15 protein-coding genes are annotated in these 18,306 nt (G+C 57.6%); 9 read left to right on the top strand and 6 right to left on the bottom strand.

The window, feature by feature from the left end:
- Window positions 1-148 precede the first annotated feature (148 nt).
- Entirely contained in the window at window positions 149-562 is a 414-nt protein-coding gene (locus ACL2XO_RS25605) for a winged helix-turn-helix transcriptional regulator (RefSeq protein WP_413741833.1), read from the bottom strand.
- Between the two features lie 102 nt (window positions 563-664).
- Between ACL2XO_RS25605 and ACL2XO_RS25600 the strand changes: the two genes are divergently transcribed.
- Entirely contained in the window at window positions 665-1,786 is a 1,122-nt protein-coding gene (locus ACL2XO_RS25600) for an NADH:flavin oxidoreductase (protein ID WP_413725871.1), read from the top strand.
- Between the two features lie 212 nt (window positions 1,787-1,998).
- On the opposite strand, the gene ACL2XO_RS25595 is transcribed toward ACL2XO_RS25600, so the two are convergent.
- The 4 genes from ACL2XO_RS25595 to ACL2XO_RS25580 form a co-directional block, all read right to left on the bottom strand.
- Window positions 1,999-2,868, bottom strand: coding sequence for an aldo/keto reductase (locus ACL2XO_RS25595; RefSeq protein WP_413741832.1), 870 nt, complete (start codon window positions 2,866-2,868; stop codon window positions 1,999-2,001).
- Between the two features lie 763 nt (window positions 2,869-3,631).
- Entirely contained in the window at window positions 3,632-4,135 is a 504-nt protein-coding gene (locus ACL2XO_RS25590; RefSeq protein ID WP_413741831.1) for a hypothetical protein, read from the bottom strand.
- 228 nt (window positions 4,136-4,363) lie between these two features.
- Window positions 4,364-4,924 carry a hypothetical protein gene (locus ACL2XO_RS25585; protein WP_413741830.1) on the bottom strand — a complete coding sequence of 187 codons (561 nt, stop codon included), beginning with the start codon at window positions 4,922-4,924 and terminating at the stop codon, window positions 4,364-4,366.
- Between the two features lie 121 nt (window positions 4,925-5,045).
- The gene (locus tag ACL2XO_RS25580) at window positions 5,046-5,618 is read right to left on the bottom strand and encodes a hypothetical protein (protein WP_413725867.1); all 573 of its coding nucleotides are present in this window, start codon (window positions 5,616-5,618) and stop codon (window positions 5,046-5,048) included.
- Window positions 5,619-5,908: 290 nt separating this feature from the next.
- Here ACL2XO_RS25580 and ACL2XO_RS25575 point away from each other — a divergent pair, with 290 nt between their 5' ends.
- On the top strand, window positions 5,909-7,531 hold the full coding sequence (locus tag ACL2XO_RS25575; RefSeq protein ID WP_413741829.1) for a glycoside hydrolase family 13 protein: 1,623 nt from the start codon (window positions 5,909-5,911) through the stop codon (window positions 7,529-7,531).
- Between the two features lie 13 nt (window positions 7,532-7,544).
- Here the strand turns inward: ACL2XO_RS25575 and ACL2XO_RS25570 are convergent, their stop codons facing one another.
- Complete coding sequence (locus tag ACL2XO_RS25570) at window positions 7,545-9,575, bottom strand: TIM-barrel domain-containing protein (RefSeq protein WP_413741828.1); 2,031 nt, start codon at window positions 9,573-9,575, stop codon at window positions 7,545-7,547.
- Between the two features lie 324 nt (window positions 9,576-9,899).
- Here ACL2XO_RS25570 and ACL2XO_RS25565 point away from each other — a divergent pair, with 324 nt between their 5' ends.
- The 7 genes from ACL2XO_RS25565 to patD all read left to right on the top strand — a co-directional run bounded on the left by ACL2XO_RS25565 (window position 9,900) and on the right by patD (window position 18,251).
- On the top strand, window positions 9,900-10,811 hold the full coding sequence (locus ACL2XO_RS25565; RefSeq protein ID WP_203520613.1) for a LysR substrate-binding domain-containing protein: 912 nt from the start codon (window positions 9,900-9,902) through the stop codon (window positions 10,809-10,811).
- Between the two features lie 363 nt (window positions 10,812-11,174).
- Window positions 11,175-12,650 carry a gamma-aminobutyraldehyde dehydrogenase gene (locus ACL2XO_RS25560; protein WP_413741827.1) on the top strand — a complete coding sequence of 492 codons (1,476 nt, stop codon included), beginning with the start codon at window positions 11,175-11,177 and terminating at the stop codon, window positions 12,648-12,650.
- Window positions 12,651-12,681: 31 nt separating this feature from the next.
- Window positions 12,682-13,842 (top strand): putative ABC transporter substrate-binding protein YdcS, encoded by a 1,161-nt coding sequence (ydcS, locus tag ACL2XO_RS25555; protein WP_413743111.1) that lies wholly within the window; start codon window positions 12,682-12,684, stop codon window positions 13,840-13,842.
- Between the two features lie 83 nt (window positions 13,843-13,925).
- On the top strand, window positions 13,926-14,948 hold the full coding sequence (locus ACL2XO_RS25550; protein WP_413741826.1) for an ABC transporter ATP-binding protein: 1,023 nt from the start codon (window positions 13,926-13,928) through the stop codon (window positions 14,946-14,948).
- 11 nt (window positions 14,949-14,959) lie between these two features.
- The gene (locus tag ACL2XO_RS25545) at window positions 14,960-15,934 is read left to right on the top strand and encodes an ABC transporter permease (protein ID WP_132927967.1); all 975 of its coding nucleotides are present in this window, start codon (window positions 14,960-14,962) and stop codon (window positions 15,932-15,934) included.
- A 25-nt stretch (window positions 15,935-15,959) separates the two neighbouring features.
- Complete coding sequence (locus ACL2XO_RS25540) at window positions 15,960-16,766, top strand: ABC transporter permease (protein ID WP_413741825.1); 807 nt, start codon at window positions 15,960-15,962, stop codon at window positions 16,764-16,766.
- 60 nt (window positions 16,767-16,826) lie between these two features.
- Entirely contained in the window at window positions 16,827-18,251 is a 1,425-nt protein-coding gene (gene patD, locus ACL2XO_RS25535; RefSeq protein WP_413741824.1) for an aminobutyraldehyde dehydrogenase, read from the top strand.
- Window positions 18,252-18,306 lie beyond the last annotated feature (55 nt).

The following is an 18,306-nucleotide window of genomic DNA, read 5'->3' as shown; positions in this document are numbered from 1 at the left end:
GCTTGTTCAGCAATGAATCATCGCTGTTATAGCGGGAGCATGCCATGCCCAATCGTCCGTTATTTATGCGCAATCGTGCGGGATTATGACGCCCCGCGACATATCCCTACCTGACCGAAGCGCAGCGAGGGGACAGGCCCGGCGGTTATCAGCGGTTGCGATCGAATTCCTCGCGCGCCCGTTCTACTGCGGGCAGATAATCGACGGTCCAGTCGTACAGCGCTTGGAAAGGTTGTTTTAGGGTATGGCCCAACGGGGTAATGCGATACTCCACCGCGATGGGGGAGGCGGTAATGACGCGCCGCGCGACAATGCCGTTGCGCTCCAGGCGCCGTAAGCTCTGCGTGAGCGCCTTTTGGGTTATGCCATCGAGGCGGCGCTTGATGACATTAAAGCGCAGCGGCTCGGCGCAAAGAGCGGCAAGGATCAGTACCGACCATTTATCCGCAATCTGATCCAGCAGTAAGCGGCTCGGGCAATCCGCCGCCGAGAAGATATGGCATTCAGCTGCCGGCGCGGCGTTTTGCGTTATGCTGCCCACCGGGTGTTGCACTTCGGACATGGCGGTTTCCTGTTGGCTACCTGGTAGCGTTAAAGTGCCTGATTGACTCGAGGTATACATAATATACCATCAAAGCCTTGTCGTTAACCGGAGCTTAAATTTATGAACGCACCGCAAGTGGATATCCTGTTCCAGCCTTTCCGGATAAAATCCCTATCTTTAAAAAACCGTATCGTCATGGCCCCCATGACCCGTTCCTTCTCGCCGGCAGGCGTGCCGGGAGAGAATGTCGCCGCCTATTATCGCCGCCGGGCCGAGGCCGAGGTGGGGTTGATCCTTTCAGAGGGTACGGCTATCGATCGGCCGGCGTCCAGGAACGATCCGCAAGTGCCGTTTTTCCATGGTGAAGCGGCGCTGGCGGGCTGGCAGCGAGTGATAAATGAAGTCCACGCCGCCGGCGGCAAGATGGGGCCCCAGCTTTGGCACGTAGGCGCGGTGGCCAGTTTCCAAACCGACTGGGTGCCCGATGTCCCGGTTGAGAGTCCGTCGGGCCTGGCGGCGCCGGGAGTGCCCCGAGGCGAGATCATGAGCGATGAGGCCATTGCCGATACCCTTGCCGCCTATGGCCGGGCGGCGGCCGATGCCAAGCGGCTGGGCTTCGATACCTTTGAGATCCATGGCGCCCATGGCTACTTGATTGACCAGTTCTTTTGGTCCGAAACCAATCTGCGCAAGGATCGTTTCGGCGGCGCCACGATAAAAGATCGCGCCCGGTTTGCCGGCGAGGTATTAAAGGAGATGCGTGCGGCGGTGGGTCCAGACTATCCCATTATCTTGCGGATCAGTCAGTGGAAGCAGCAGAATTACACCGCCAGGCTGGCCGAAACCCCCGATGCCATGGCCGACTGGCTTGTGCCGCTGGTGGAAGCGGGGGCGGATGTGCTGCATTGTTCCCAGCGACGTTTCTGGGAGCCGGAGTTTCCGGACCAGGATGGTGCAAACGGGCTGAACTTTGCCGGCTGGGCCAAGAAGTTAACCGGCGCCGCCGCCATCAGCGTCGGTTCGGTGGGATTGTCGGGGGATTTTCTCGGCAGCTTCGGCGGGGAAAGCGCCAGTCCGGTGGGATTGGATAATCTTGTCCAGCGGATGGAGCGGGATGAGTTCGACCTTATTGCCGTTGGCCGTGCGCTGATCACCGAGCCGCGCTGGGCCGCCAAGGTGCGCACAGGAGAAACCGAAAATATGCCGGATTTCAGCCCGGCGGCGCTGGGTGAACTATTCTAGGGGGAAAACGAATAAAACCCCATTGCCGCGGTCTCCCTTTAACACGTTCGTTGCACGGTTGGTGATAGCGGGCCTACCGTGGCATGGGGCGCTCCGCGGCCGGCTATGGCCGCTTCGACCCCATTGCCGCGGTCTCCCTTTAACACGTTCGTTGCACGGTTGGTTGTAGCGGGCCTACCGTGGCATGGGGAGCTTATAGGACAATGGGCGCTTTAGTGCTGCTGCTTGCGGCCCTGCTGGTCGAGCTGTGCAAACTCTTCATCGGTCAGGGTCACATTGGCCGCCGCCACGTTTTCTTCCAGATGCTTCACGCTGCTGGTGCCGGGAATGGGCAGCATAACCGGGCTGCGCTTCAATATCCAAGCCAGGGCGATTTGGCTGGGAGTCGCCCCTTTCTGTTTCGCCAGCGTATCCAGCAAGGAGCCGGGTTTGGCCAGGTCGCCTGAGGCCAGGGGGAACCAGGGGATAAAACCGATATTGTTTTCGGTGCAGTAATCCACCACCGCTTCATGGCTGCGCGTCACCAGATTGTACATGTTCTGCACCGAGACCACCGGGAAGAACTTTTGCGCTGCTTTGATCTGCGAAACGTCCACTTCGCTTAATCCCACATGGCGGATCAAACCCTCTTTTTGCATCTGCGCGATGGCGCCGAACTGTTCTTCCGCCGGAACTTTGGCATCGATACGATGCAACTGCCACAGGCCGATTTGTTCGACGCCCAGTTTACGCAGGCTCAGCAATACCGCCTGGCGCAGATACTCCGGACGTCCCACCGGCTGCCAGATATTCGGTCCATGGCGGGTCAGTCCGCCCTTGGTGGCGATGAGCAGGCCTTTATAAGGATGTAACGCCTCATGAATCAGCTGTTCGCTGACGTCGGGACCATAACTGTCGGCGGTATCGATAAAATTGACGCCCAGTTCAGGAAGGCGGCGCAAGGTGGCGAGACAGGCTTCCCTGTCGGCCGGTTGTCCCCAGATACCTTCGCCGGTGATGCGCATGGCCCCAAAGCCCAAACGGTTAATGGTGAAATCCCCAAGCTTGAATTGGCCTGATGCGGCTGCGTTAATCGTACTCATAATGTGTTCCTTATGATAGGAAAGAGGAATTGCTCAAAACGGCCCCAAGCAGCGGCCGGTGATAAAGATGCATAACGCGGTTCGATCTAAAATGTAGCTTGCGTCATGGCTTTCGACATGGTGGGCGGGGAATCGTTTGTGGAATTTACACTCAACAGGGCGCAGAACAATCCCGCCATCCCAGGCCGCCAAAAATGATAATTGACAGTACTACCAAGGCAATACTAGCTCTCCGGACTTAAGGGGGAATGACAATGCGTGCCATGCCTGATGCTTATTCGAAGACGGAGGCCAGGAAGCTATCGAACGTCCGCTGGGTGAAGGCAATTGTAGTCGCATCGGTGAGTTTGCCCTCCTTCACCTTGGCGCTGATATTGCTCATGGCTATTTCCGGCAGAGGCGCGCGTATGGCCTATCATCAACATCCCTCCGCCAGCTTACCCAGGTCATCATGGGGACGCTATCGATTCAAACCGAAGAGAGCCTTCGTCTGGTTCCGCCCGGACGGGCCGTTTGGATAACAGACGGATTGCCCACTTAGCGTTTATTACAGTGAGCCATCCGAAATCATCAATTGCTTTATCTTGGCCGACCAAGCCGTACGCGTGCAGGCTCAGTGCCGGACTTTTACCATCACGCCGCTGTTAAAAGCGTCGTTGGAGGAAGTGGTGACTTTTTCACGGCCTGTGTTTGGCTTTTCAAAACGAGTAGGGGCAAGGTGCATGAGCAAAGGATATCAGTATTCTACTAAGGATTAATTATTTCAGCTCTCACTATCAAGTATAGTTATCCAATGATTCAGCGCGACAGAATACATTGCCCCGAAGATGCTGCCGAGTCCCATACCCACGGTGCCGCCTATAATCAATAAGATATTCTTGTGATCGGCATAAAAATCGGGGCGGTTACTGAGCTTGATACACTCCCTGAGAACCATCGCAGCCGACAATCCGGTGATGATTCCACCCATTGCGCCATAATTTAAGCCCAGATGAATGATGTCTTTAGGAGAGCCGCTTTTTCCCGGCTCCCCCGGCGCCAAATGGCTGTTTAAATCGTAAACCGCACTGGTAATGGCCTTGCCGCTGATGTATGTCGTGGCGGCCATAATTACTCCGCAGGAGATGCCGATTAAGCAGGATCGTACCGGCGATGGGGCAACATTGGATATTGTTTGAATACGCGTGCCCATATCAACATGAGTTTCGGAAAGAAGTGTTGTCATGGGGATATAATCATACCCTCGTGAACTATTATCGATGATCATATTTTTCTCTATTCTATTTGGAACATAAAAATGTATGAAACGGATCATCACATTATTATGGCTATTTTACTTTAAACATCAAACTACGGCATTCAGGTGAATCTGACTCAATAAGTATTGGCGCTTATTGAGCCTAAAACAATACCCGTGGGTTGTTGGTTTGGCTTAATGGCGGAGAATCGCTCTTCGGGGCCTCATAAGACGCCGCCTCTTTCGCCGGGAAAATGGTTAAATATCAAAATGCTGTTCTCTGATGATGATAGGGGGATGACCTGAGCAGGCCAAATGGCTATCGTCCGTATTATGAACTTGTTGCAAATGGACAGCATACAGCATGCCGGCAATAGCGCCGAATGATAACCCTATGGCCGCGCCAATTTTCAACAGTTGTTTCTTGGCGTGATCATAATCTTCGCTGACGTTTATGAAATTCATGTTTCTCCTGATAATAGCCGCTACCGCCAACCCGGATAAGATGCCGCCGGACAGGCCATATTTCAAACCTGCACTCATTACCTCGCCATAAGTCTGAGGTGAGACGCTTTCGCAAGGCGCCAACAACTCGTTTATATCATAGACCGCGGATGAGATTAATTTAGCGCCGGCATACGAGGCGGTTGACACGAGCGCGCCGCAGGCAAAGCTGGTACGGCAGGCCGGATCTTGCCACAGGGGGGAGTTGGACACGCGCTGAAAAATAGCGCTTATGCCGCGTTTGCTTTTTGATAAAAACGTACTTCCGGGGATAGCGGTATCATTAGTTCTGATTGGCTCGGAATCAATATTCATATTTTCCTCTATAGCATTGAGTAGACATGGCTTTTTTAAAATAAATGAAGGCATAGGGTATCAATAAGCATTTTACGGTTAGTATATATTATCGTACCCGCTGTGCGGTGGCGGCCAAGGGTTAATCGTTAATCATTGACGGATTATAATTTGCGTGGTGATGGCCATTTGCATGGTAATTATCCTGTGCGTGATGATAGTAATCAGGATAATCTTGCTGTAGTGAAACGGAATACACCGCGCCGGCCAGACCGCCGGCTATCATCCCTAAGGTCCCACCGATGACCAATAATAAGTCTTTGGAATGGCCCTTATCCGGGGAGCGGTTACTGATTCTGCTTAATTCATTGAGCAGCAGCGCTGTTGATAAGCCGTAAATGGCCCCGCCCGCGGCGCCATAACCTATACCAGCGGATAACAGTTCTTTGATAGCCTGGCAGGCGCTGCCTTCCCTATAAAACAGCGAGCGGTTTATATTATGGACGGCGGCTGAGATTGCCGTGCGGCTGAGATAGATGGGGAGCGTTAACATTGCGCAGCCCGCAATGCCGGTTATCCAAGAGAATGCTTTCGGCAGGGCGGCGTTGGATGCGCTTTTGAAAGATTTACCCATGCCGTTGTTGCGTTGGGATGAAGGCTTTGTTGTGGAAGAAAAGTAGTATTGATTAATATTTGAAGAAAAATAGGTAGTCATATTTATTCTCTGCAATTTTTAGAATTTAAATAAAATATGTTTGAGTGTCCGCAATAGTGTGAATAGTGTGTCCAGACGAAATTTATCATCTGCGAGATCTGAATCCATTAAATACCTTCACTTGTTGAGCCTGTGTTAATATTTCCAGCAGTGCTGATTTATAGATAGCCCGGCGTGGCAAAGTTCCCTGACAAACTTCATCTGGCGCTGTCCCTTTTCCTGCGATATACCTTACCCAAGGCTATAACCATACGGCGGGCCCGCTCGCCGGGCGGCACAAGGGCTTTGTTATGCATAAACAGGATTGCTGGTGGCATCGTTCGTCGGTTTACCAAATTTATCCACGCAGTTTTTGTGATAGCGACGGCGATGGCATCGGCGATCTGGCCGGTATCCGGTCCAAGCTGGACTATCTGGCTTTGCTGGGGGTGGACGTGCTGTGGCTGTGCCCGGTTTACGCCTCCCCCAACGATGACAACGGTTATGATATCGCCGATTATGGCCGGATTATGCAAGAGTTCGGCACCATGGCGGATATGGAACTGCTGATAGCCGAGGCGGGTAAGCGCGGCATGAAAATCATGATGGACATTGTCGCCAATCACACCAGCGATGAGCATAAATGGTTTATGGAAGCGCGGAAATCAGCGGATAACCCTTATCGAGATTATTATATCTGGGCCAAACAACCCAATGCATTGTCTTCCACCTTCGGCGGCAGCGCCTGGCAGTATGAAGCGGAAACCGGTGAATATTATCTGCATCTCTTTAGCAAAAAACAGCCGGATTTAAACTGGCGCAATCCCCAGGTGCGCCAGGAGATCGCGGATATTCTCATTTTTTGGCTGGACAAGGGCATCGGCGGCTTTCGGTTCGATGTTATCGATCTGATTGGCAAGGTTCCGGAACAGGGCATTACCGCCAACGGTCCCCGGCTGCACGAGTATGTCCGCGAGCTGAATGAAAAAAGCTTTGGTCCGCGGAATGTGCTGACGGTGGGGGAATCCTGGACGGCGACGCCGGAAACCGGCCATCTGTGGAGCTCTCCGGCGCGGCATGAGCTGAGCATGATTTTCCAATTCGGCCATCTTACCCTGGATCAGGCGCAGCCCGGCGGGGAAAAATGGGATCTCGCTCCATACTCTCTGCTTGATTTGAAGTCGTTGTTGAGCCGGTGGCAGACAGAGTTATACGGCAGGGGCTGGAACAGCCTGTTCTGGAACAATCATGATACGCCGCGGGCGGTGTCCCGATTCGGCGATGAAGGCGAATATCGGCTACAAAGCGCCAAAATGCTGGCTACCGTGATGTACGGTATGGCCGGAACGCCGTTTATCTACCAGGGAGAGGAAATCGGTATGACCAATGTCCGCTTTACCGATATGGCGGATTATCGTGATATCGAGACCCTTCATCTCTACCGGGATCGGCTGGCTGCCGGCCATGGCGCGGGCAGCATCATGGCTTCAATCTACGCCAAGGGCCGGGATAACGCCCGTACGCCGATGCAGTGGGATGGGGGCGAGCATGCCGGTTTCAGCAGCGGCGCGCCCTGGATAAAGGTGAACCCCAACTATAGCGAGATTAATGTCGATGCGGCTTTGAAAGATCCCTACTCGATTTTCCATTTCTACCGCCGTTTGATAGCGCTGCGCAAAACCGCGGACTGGCTGGTTTACGGCAGTTATGAATTATTACTGCCGCGGCATGAACAGCTGTTTGCTTATGTGCGTGAATACGATAACCGCCGGTATCTGGTGTTCGGTAATTTCAGCCGTCAGACCTTGGCCATCAACCCGGCGGACCTGCGGATCTCTCCCCAGGCGGCCAGCATATTGCATAATTATACCGCTGTGCCCCTGCTGGAGCAGGGGATTATCCGACCATGGGAAGGAGGTATCATCAGCCTGTGAGGGCGAATCCGGCTTAAGCCAGTACGGTGGCGTCCCCCCGCACAAATACCGGTATGGTATCGATGGGGGTGTCCACCTCTATCCAGCCGCCGCCGGGCCGCCGTTGATCGGTTAACAGGTCCCGCCAGCCGTCGCCGGGTGGGAGGTAGACCCGCCGTGACTGCATGCCCTGGGCCAGTACCGGCGCCACCAAAATCTCCGGGCCGAACATATACTGGTCCTCTATCTCCCAGCAGGCCGGGTCGTCGGGAAAATCATAAAAGAGCGGCCGCATGACCGGCGTGCCCTTTTGATGCGCCGCCACCATCTGGTCATGAATATAGGGCCGCAGGCGCTCGCGGATGCCCAGCCAGCGGGACATGATCCGTTCGTTTTCCTCGCCGAAGCTCCAGAGCTCGTTGGGGGATCCGCTGTTGCACTGTTCAACGCCGTCGCGGTACATTTCCGGCGGCGGGATTTCCGGTTCCCGGCACCCGTGCAGGCGGCACACCGGGCAAAATACCCCCCACTGGAACCAGCGGATCAAGAGTTCCCGGAAGGCGGGATCGTCATGCCGTCCCCCCTGGAAGCCGCCGATGTCGGTGGTCCACCAGGGAATGCCCGCCAGACCCATGTTCAAGCCGGCCACCACCTGATTATGCAGGGCATGGAAAGATGAGTGTACGTCCCCTGACCAGGCCAGCATGCCGAAACGCTGGCTGCCGGCCCAGGCGCAGCGAACCAGGTTGAGAACATCCCGCTGCCCCTCCCGCCGTTGGCCGTCATACAGGCACTGGGCGAATTTTTGCGGATAGATGTTGCCCACTTCCAGCGCGGTACCCATAAAATAACGATAATTGTCAAAATGGTAGGTCCGGTACTCCGGTTCCGCCATATCGAGCCAGAACCAGCGGATACCGATATCGTAATAGTTCTGTTTGATTTTTTGCCAGACATAATCCCGCGCGCCGGGATGGGTGGTATCAACAAAAGTGGTGCTGCCCCTGGAATCAAGAGTGATAGGTATGCCGCGATCGCTGCGGACCAGAAAATCTTCGGTTTCCATTTCGTTGTAGCTTTCGGCCCGCTGGTCCACGGTGGGCCACACGGAAACCATCAGTTCGATACCCATGGCCCGCAGTTTATCCACCATGGCCTTCGGGTTCGGCCAGTCAATGTCGTTGAAGCGCCAGGTACCCTGGATAGGCCAGTGAAAAGAGTCGATCACCAGTACCGACAGCGGCAGTTTGCGGCGTCGGTATTCTTCCGCCACCATCAGCACTTCGTCCTGGGTTCGGTAGCGTAATTTCGATTGCCAGAAACCGGTGGCGAATTCCGGCATCACCTCCACCGTGCCGGTGACCGCGGCATACTGCTCCACCAGCTCCGACGGCCGGTCCGCTGCGGTTATCCAATAATCAAGCTGATGGGTGACCCGCGCCCGCCAGAGGGTTTGGTTGTTGGCGAAATGCACTTCCCCCACCGCCGGATTGTTCCATAACATGCCGTAGCCCAGACTGGAGAGCATAAAGGGTACGCTGGACTGGGAGTTGCGCTGCGCCAGTTCCAGCACGCAGCCTTTCAGGTCCAGCATCGACTGCTGGTACTGCCCCATGCCGAATATTTTTTCATCCCGGTGGGCTTCGAAATATTGGGTCAGCTGATATTTCCCACCGGGTATAGGGTTGAATTCCCGTGCCTCGATTTCCAGCGGACTGACGTATTTTTCCTTTTTGATATCCCCCGGAATATCTTCGGTGGTTCTTTGCCGCCACCACTCCGACAGCAGCAGCTCTCCGCGCTGGTTGTAAAAAGCCAGCCGTCCGCGATTATCTATCTCCGCCGTGATATTGCCGTGGGTAATACGCACCATCGACGGCTTTTCCTTGATTTTCACCTGGTGATTGTCGGGGTCGGGCAGCAGGGCCCAGTTCTCTTGCAGATCCAGATGCGGTGAGCAGGTGGCCCGGATCCGCAGGCTATTTTTTCCCCAGGGTTCTATCACCAATTGCTGGCCGCTGGCGCGCCAGTAAACTTTATGATTTTTTACCGATAAGTTTGTCATTTCCAATCCTCACAGCGCGGGTGAAGCCGGTATTCAGGCCAGCGGAACGGTTACCGTTTTTTAACTATAGCAAGGCGGGTAAAAAAGCGAGGCGTGCGATCCTTTCCTGCCTCGGGGCGGCCTACTCGATTGCGGTCGCGGGATAACCGACGTTTTTTCCGAATTGTATTGGAGGGATCACTAATTTCTAGAATTGCCGGCCTACTCTCTATATAACTTGATGCTAGGATTCGCGGCCAGCTCTCTATCGAGCGGTATCCGGGACGCTTGTGGCGGGGTTGTGGGGGATTCCGTTGAAAGAGTGCGCAAACCAGGCGGGGGCATATGCTAACACTGCGGCAGTTACGGCATTTTATCGCAGTGGCGGAAGCCGGCTCCATTTCCGGCGCCGCCCAGGCGACGTTTGTGGCTCAGTCCTCTTTGACGCTGGCGGTTCAGCAGTTGGAGGATGAACTGGCGGCGCCGCTGTTCGAGCGTCACGCCAAGGGTATGACGCTGACCCACCAGGGGCATCAGTTCCTGCGGCAGGCCAATTTGATCCTGGCCACGGTGGAGAATGCCAAATTCAGCGTTCGGCAGGGGATGGAAAGCCTTAGCGGCGATCTGACCCTGGGGGTGACCAGTCTGGTGTCCGGTTATTTTCTGATGGATATACTCACCCGTTTTCGCGCCTGTTATCCGGGGGTCAACGTGCGCATCGTTGAGGATGAGCGGCGCTATATCGAGCATTTGCTGGTTAACGGCGAGATCGATATCGGGGTGTTGATACTGAGTAACCTTGAGGATCGCCACGCTTTGCAGACCGAGGTGCTGGTGCATTCTCCCTATCGGCTGTGGCTGCCGCCGCTGCATCCTCTTTTGGAGCAGGAGTCTATTGCCCTGGCGGATGTTGCTGCCTATCCGCTGGTGCAGCTTAACGCCGACGAGATGGAACGGCATGCCCGTCAAATTTGGGCCCGTGCCGGCCTGCATCCCTGTATCGCCATGCGCACCGCGTCTACGGAGGCGGTGCGTAGTATGGTGGCCGCGGGGCTGGGGGTATCTATTCAGCCCGATATGGCCTATCGGCCCTGGTCGCTGGAGGGCAGTATGATCGAGGCGCGCCAGTTGTCGGATCTTAACGAGCATTTGAATGTGGGCCTGGCCTGGCGGCGGGGTAACAGCCGTCCGGAGCTGATTGCGCCGTTTCTCGCCCTGGCGCGGGAAAAAACGCCGGGCCGCAAGCCGGTGGCATAAAGGTTCGGCCCCATTGGCACGGCCTCCCTTTAACAGTACGGTTTAAGCTTTAGTGATAGCGGGCCTACCGCGCCATGAGGCACTCGGGCGGGCGGAAAAACCACGCCCGCTTCGACCTCATTGGCACGGTCTCCCTTTAACACGTTCGGTTTAACCTTCGCTTAAAGCTGTTGACTTGTTAGAAGACCGCTATCCGGCTGTTTGGCAATTCATCCCGCATCCCTTCGCTTTTTCCGAACGCCACGTTCGTTATTTAGTATTTGTCGCTGGGCCCGTGGGCGGGATAGTCTCATCGATAAGATTATGTATAAGGTTATGTATATAAGTTGTTAACTCCCATGTCCGGGCCGGAGGGTTATCGCTTTGATCGATCAATCGCTGTTAACCGGGATTCCCTGGGTAAATTATATCGGTGGAGAAAAGGTCGCCGGCGAGGGATCGGCGGAGAATATTGTCAATCCCGCCACCGGCAAGGTGATTCTGACGCTGCGGGAAGCCGGCGAGGAGCAGGTGATGGGGGCGGTAGCCGCCGCGCACCGGGCCTTCCGGCAGTGGTCCTCCACCACGCCGGCCCATCGTGCGGGGGTATTGCTGGACATCGCGGCGGTCATTGAGCGCGATGGCCGGCAACTGGCCGGGCTGGAGGCGCTGAACTGCGGCAAACCCTTCCATCAGGCATTTAACGACGATATCGCCGCCGCCGCCGATGTGTTCCGTTTTTTCGCCGGGGCCGTGCGCTGCCGGCAAGGGCAACTGGCGGGTGAATATCTTCCCGGCCATACGTCGATGCTCAGACGCGATGCCATCGGCGTGGTGGCGTCTATCGCGCCGTGGAATTATCCGCTGATGATGGCCGCGTGGAAAATCGCGCCGGCCCTGGCGGCCGGCAACACCCTGGTGTTTAAACCTTCCGAGCATACTCCGTTATCCATTCTGGCATTGATGCACCGCCTGGACGGTCTGCTGCCGGGCGGCGTCATTAACGTGATGTTCGGCCGGGGCGAGACCACCGGGGCGGTGCTGGTGAATCATCCTCTGGTGCGGATGATTTCCGTGACCGGCGATACCGTGACCGGACAAAAGATTCTTCAGGCGGCGGTCGGCGGCATTAAACGTACCCATCTGGAGCTGGGGGGGAATGCGCCGGTGATTGTCTGCGATGATGCGGATCTGGCGGCGGTGGTGGCCGGTATCCGGCAGTTCGGTTATTACAATGCCGGCCAGGATTGTACGGCGGCCTGTCGCGTTTATGCCCAGGCCGGTATTTATCCCCGACTGGTGGAGGCTCTGGGAGAGGCGGTGAAAAGCCTGCGTTTCGGCCGGCCCATCGACGATGAAAACGATCTCGGCCCGCTGATTTCCGCCCGCCAGCGCGATCGGGTGGCCAGCTTTATCGAACGGGCGCTGGAACAGCCGCATATTTCCCTGATAGCCGGCGGCGGCGCCCATGACGGCCCCGGTTTTTTCTACCGGCCGACGCTTCTGGCCGGCTGTCTGCAACAGGATGAAATCATTAAGCGCGAGGTGTTTGGTCCGGTGGTCAGCGTGACCTGTTTCGACGATATCGAGCAGGTGCTGGAGTGGGCTAACGACTCGGAATACGGTCTGGCATCCTCGGTCTGGACGCGGGATGTGGATCAGGCGTTTTACCTGGCGTCGAAGTTGCAATACGGCTGTACCTGGATCAATACCCATTTCACTCTGGTGAGCGAGATGCCGCACGGCGGGCTGAAAAGCTCCGGCTACGGCAAGGATCTCTCCGGTGAAGCGTTACAGGACTACAGCGTGGTTCGCCACATCATGGCGAAATTCGACGGCCGGTTTCCCTCACGGCACTGAGCCTTTATGGTATGACAGGAGACAGGCGATGATGAAGATAACGCAGGCGGGTATGCTATGTTTGAGCTGGTTGTGCGGCGTAACGCTGGCCCAGGCCGCCGATCTGCCGACGCAATTGGGAAAAAGCGAGGGGCAGGTGGATATCATCGCCTGGCCCGGTTATATCGAACGGGGCCAGACCGATAAAAACTATGATTGGGTCACCGCGTTCGAAAAACAGACCGGCTGTCAGGTCAATGTGAAAACCGCCGCCACCTCCGACGAGATGGTCAGCTTGATGGCCAAGGGCGGCTACGATCTGGTGACCGCGTCGGGAGACGCTTCGCTGCGGCTGATTTACGGCAAGCGGGTCCAACCCATCAATACCGCGCTGATTCCCAATTGGCATAATGTGGATTCCCGTCTGTCGGGCGGTCCCTGGTTTAACGTCGACGGCAAGGTGTACGGTACCCCTTATCAATGGGGGCCGAATGTGCTGATGTACAATACCAAGGTTTTCACCACGCCGCCGGACAGCTGGGCGGTGGTGTTCGAGCCGCAGAACCTGCCGGACGGCAAAAGCAACAAGGGGCGGGTGCAGGCTTACGACGGCCCCATCTATATCGCTGATGCGGCGCTTTATCTCAAAAGCACGCGGCCTGAACTGGGTATCAAGGATCCCTATCAGCTGAACGAAACGCAATACCAGGCGGTGCTGGCTTTGCTTAAGCAGCAGCATCCGCTGATCCACCGTTACTGGCACGATACCTCGGTACAGATGAGCGACTTTAAAAACGAGGGCGTGGTGGCCTCCGGCGCCTGGCCGTATCAGGCCAATGGCCTCGAGGGGGAGGGGCAGCCTATCGCCACGGTAATACCCAAGGAGGGGGTAACCGGTTGGGCGGATACCACCATGCTGCACGCCGACGCCAGTCATCCCAACTGCGCCTACCGCTGGATGAACTGGTCGCTGGAACCGAAGGTCCAGGGTGACGTGGCCGCCTGGTTCGGTTCAGTGCCGGCGGTGCCGGACGGCTGTAAAGCCAGCACCCTGCTGGGGGCGAAAGGCTGCGAAACCAACGGGTTCAATCAGTTTGCAAAAATTGCCTTTTGGAAAACCCCCACCGCCAAATGCGATAGCGCCGGCGGCGGTCAGTGCGTGCCCTACAGCCGCTGGACGCAGGATTATATCGCCATTATGGGCGGGCGCTGAAGAGGTAGCCGCAGCGTACGGGGCGGCAAAGAGCGGGACATCAATGCTGAGGCGGATGTCCGTTGACCTGGAGGAAAATGACTATGACCAGCGCCGTTGCCCTGGATAATGTGTCCCGTCGTTTCAACGGTGTGGCCGCCGTGGATCGGGTGTCCCTCGATATTGCCGACGGGGAATTTTTTTCCCTGCTGGGACCGTCGGGATCGGGCAAAAGCACCTGCCTGCGGCTGATCGCCGGTTTTGAGCGGCCGGATACCGGCACCATCCGCCTGCATGGACGGGATACCGTCGATCTGCCGCCCTATCGGCGCGATGTGAATACCGTTTTTCAGGATTACGCGCTGTTCCCTCATCTGTCGCTGCTGGATAACGTGGCCTATGGCCTGATGGTAAAAGGGGTGGGACGCAGCGAACGGATGAACCGTGCCCGCGCCATGCTGCGGCTGGTGGAGCTGGAGGACGTTCATAACCGCAAGCCGGCCCATTTGTCCGGCGGCCAGCGGCAGCGGGTGGCGCTGGCGCGGGCGCTGGTGAACGAACCCCGGGTATTGCTGCTGGACGAACCGCTGGGGGCGCTGGATCTTAAGCTGCGGGAGCAAATGCAGGGGGAACTGAAAACCCTGCAGCGGCGGCTGGGCATTACCTTTATTTTTGTCACCCACGATCAGGGCGAGGCGCTTTCCATGTCCGATCGGGTGGCGGTATTCAATCGCGGGCGTATTGAGCAGGTGGACAATCCCCGTCAGCTCTATCTCACGCCCCGCAGTACCTTTGTGGCCAATTTTGTCGGCAGCGCCAATGTTATCGAGGGTGAACTGGCGCGGGAGCTGACCGGCGAGAACGGCATCTTCGCCATCCGGCCGGAGTTCGCCCGCATTCACCGGCTAACCCGGCCGGCGGCGGATGAACTGTCGGTCAACGGAGAACTGAGCAATATCCTGTTTCAGGGAGCCATGACCCGGTATGAATTAACCTTGGCCCGGGGCGTGCGGTTTACCGTCAGCGAAACCCATCCGGCGGGAGTGGGGACGCCGGACGGACCGGCGCTGGGCCAGCGGCTGACGGCGTCATGGCCCCGGGCGGCCATGACGGCGCTGCGGGAGTGAGAGGTATGGATATGATCGTGCCGGATTCCTCCCAGCCCCGTTCACCGTCCCAGCCGCCGCCGTTGCCGAATCCGTCCGGGCCCGGCGGCGCCCTCGCCACGTTTTTCTATCGGCGGCCGACGTTTTTCCTGCTGTTGCTGCTGTTGCCGCCATTGATGTGGTTCGGCATCGTGTATATCGGCGCATTGCTGGCCCTGCTGTGGCAAGGGATGTACACCTTTGACGACTTCACCATGACGGTCCAGCCGACGCTCACCGCCGCCAACTTTGCCGCGCTGTTCAGCCCGGCCAATTACGATATCATTTTACGCACCCTGTGCATGGCCCTGGCGGTGACGGCGGCCGGCGCGCTGCTGGCTTTCCCGCTGGCCTATTATATGGCCCGCTACACCCGCGGGCGCACCAAGGCTTTTTTTTATATCGCGGTCATGATGCCCATGTGGGCCAGCTATATTGTCAAAGCCTATGCCTGGACCCTGCTGCTGGCTCATGACGGCGTGCTGCAATGGTTCTTGCAGCATCTCGGGCTGGAGGGGGCGCTGCAGGCGGTGTTGACCGTGCCGGGTATCGGCGGCAGCACCCTGTCCACCTCCCATCTCGGCCGCTTTATGGTGTTCGTCTATATCTGGCTGCCGTTTATGATCCTGCCGATCCAGGCCGCGCTGGAGCGCCTGCCGCCGTCATTGTTGATGGCCTCCGCCGATCTGGGCGCCCGTCCCGGCCAGACCTTCCGCTATGTGATCCTGCCTTTGGCGGTTCCCGGCATCGCCGCCGGCTCGATATTTACCTTTTCCCTGACCATGGGGGATTTTATCGTGCCCCAGTTGGTGGGGCCGCCGGGGTATTTTATCGGCAGCATGGTCTACGCCCAGCAGGGAGCCATAGGGGATATGCCTATGGCGGCGGCCTTTACCCTGGTGCCGATAGTCCTGATCGGTATCTACCTGACGCTGGCCAAACGCCTGGGGGCATTCGATGCGCTGTAAGTCCGCGAACCGGGAGGAGGGTTAAATGAAGAGTGAACGCGCGCCGCTGGCGCTGAAGCTGTCCGCCTGGGGCGGCCTGGTGTTCCTGCATTTTCCCATCGCTATCATCGCGCTGTATGCGTTCAATACCGAAGACGCGGCGTTCAGCTTCCCGCCCAAGGGATTCACCCTGCATTGGTTTGTGCTGGCCGCCGGACGGCAGGATATCTTATCGGCGCTGTTGCTGTCTTTGGAGATAGCCGCCATGGCCACCGCCATTGCGCTGTTCCTCGGCACGCTGACGGCGGCGGCTCTTTACCGGCGCGATTTCCTGGGTAAGCAGGCCATTACCCTGATGATGATCCTGCCTATCGCCCTGCCGGGCATCATTACCGGCATCGCGCTGCTTTCCGCCTTCAAGGCGCTGGGAGTGGAGCCGGGCGTGGCCACCATCGTCATCGGCCACGCCACGTTTTGCGTGGTAATGGTATTCAATAATGTCATTGCCCGCCTGCGGCGCATCTCCTACAGTCAGATTGAGGCGTCAATGGACCTTGGCGCCGACGGCTGGCAGACCTTCCGGTACGTGGTGCTGCCGGGACTGGCCTCGGCTATGCTGGCGGGAGGGATGCTGGCCTTCGCGCTGTCGTTCGATGAAATCATCGTCACCACCTTTACCGCCGGCCATGAGCGGACCTTGCCGCTGTGGCTGCTCAATCAATTGGGCCGGCCGCGGGATGTGCCCATCACCAATGTGGTGTCGCTGCTGGTCACGCTGGTGACCATGCTGCCCATACTGTGGGCATATTATCTCACCCGCGGCGGCGATGAGACGGCGGGGGGCGAGAAGTAAATTTTATCTCACCGGCGGTAGCAGGGCTATTTGGCCGGGTATCTGAATAAGGAACAGGCTATGCATGATAAATTACTGATAAACGGCCGGGCAGAGGCGGGAACGGGTAAACAGACCGCGGTCATTAATCCGGCCACCGGCGATATCATCGTTACCCTGGCTGAAGCCGGTGTTGAACAGGTTGATGCCGCCGTACGGGCGGCGGATGCGGCGTTCGACAGCTGGGGGCAGACCACGCCAAAAAGCCGGGCCGCCATGCTGCTGCAACTGGCGGACGCCATCGAGCAGCACGGCGAATCCCTGGCGCGGCTTGAGTCCTTAAACTGCGGCAAGCCTTATCACTGCGTGATCAACGATGAAATCCCGGCGGTGGCGGATGTTTTCCGCTTCTTCGCCGGGGCTTGCCGCTGCCTGGGCGGCAGCGCCGCGGGAGAGTATCTGGAAGGTCATACCTCCCTTACCCGGCGCGACCCCATCGGCGTGGTGGCGTCCATCGCCCCTTGGAACTATCCGCTGATGATGGCGGCCTGGAAACTGGCCCCGGCCCTGGCCGCCGGCAACTGCGTGGTGTTCAAGCCCGCAGAGCAAACGCCGCTTACCGCGCTCTATCTGGCGGATCTGCTGGCGGACATTTTCCCGCCGGGGGTGGTGAACGTCCTGTTCGGTACCGGCAGCGAGATAGGCGACGCCCTGACCGGCCATGAGCGCGTGCGCATGGTATCGCTCACCGGCTCCATCGCCACCGGCGCCCATATCCTGTCCCATACCGCCGGCGGCATCAAGAAGACCCATATGGAGCTGGGGGGCAAGGCGCCGGTCATCGTCTTTGACGATGCCGATATCGCCGGGGTAGTGGAGGGCATCAGAACCTTCGGTTTTTATAACGCCGGCCAGGACTGCACCGCCGCCTGCCGCCTGTATGTTCAGCGCGGAGTGTACGATCAACTGGTGGACGCCCTGGGCCGCAGCGTCGCCACCCTCAAAGCCGGCGATCCCGCGGATGAAAGCACCGAACTGGGGCCGCTGATTACCCAGGCGCAGCTGCAGCGGGTGACCGGTTTTGTCGAGCGCGCGAAAGCCCTGCCCCATATCCGGGTCATTACCGGCGGCGCGCCTCTGGAGGGAAAGGGCTTTTATTTTGCCCCCACGGTGCTGGCGGATGCGCGGCAGGAAGATGAAATCGTCCAGCGGGAAGTCTTTGGACCGGTGGTCACCGTCACGGTATTCGACGACGAGGCGCAGGTCATCCGCTGGGCCAACGCCTCGCCCTACGGACTGGCCTCCTCGGTCTGGACCTCGGATATCGGCCGGGCTCATCGGGTCACCGCCCGCCTGCAATACGGCTGCACCTGGGTGAATACCCATTTTATGCTGGTTAGCGAAATGCCCCACGGCGGCCAAAAGCTCTCCGGATTCGGCAAGGATTTGTCCATGTACGGTTTGGAAGATTACACCGCCGTACGGCATATCATGATCCGGCACTAAACCCGGTCCGCCCCGTGGGCTACGGGGCGGGGCCGATGCCGCCGCACGAAATCCG

The organism is Sodalis sp. RH15, from assembly GCF_047324255.1.
Taxonomy (GTDB): Bacteria; Pseudomonadota; Gammaproteobacteria; order Enterobacterales; family Enterobacteriaceae; genus Acerihabitans; species Acerihabitans ligni.
Note: the sequence above shows the minus strand (reverse complement) of the source record. Positions and strands in the feature narration are given on the sequence as shown.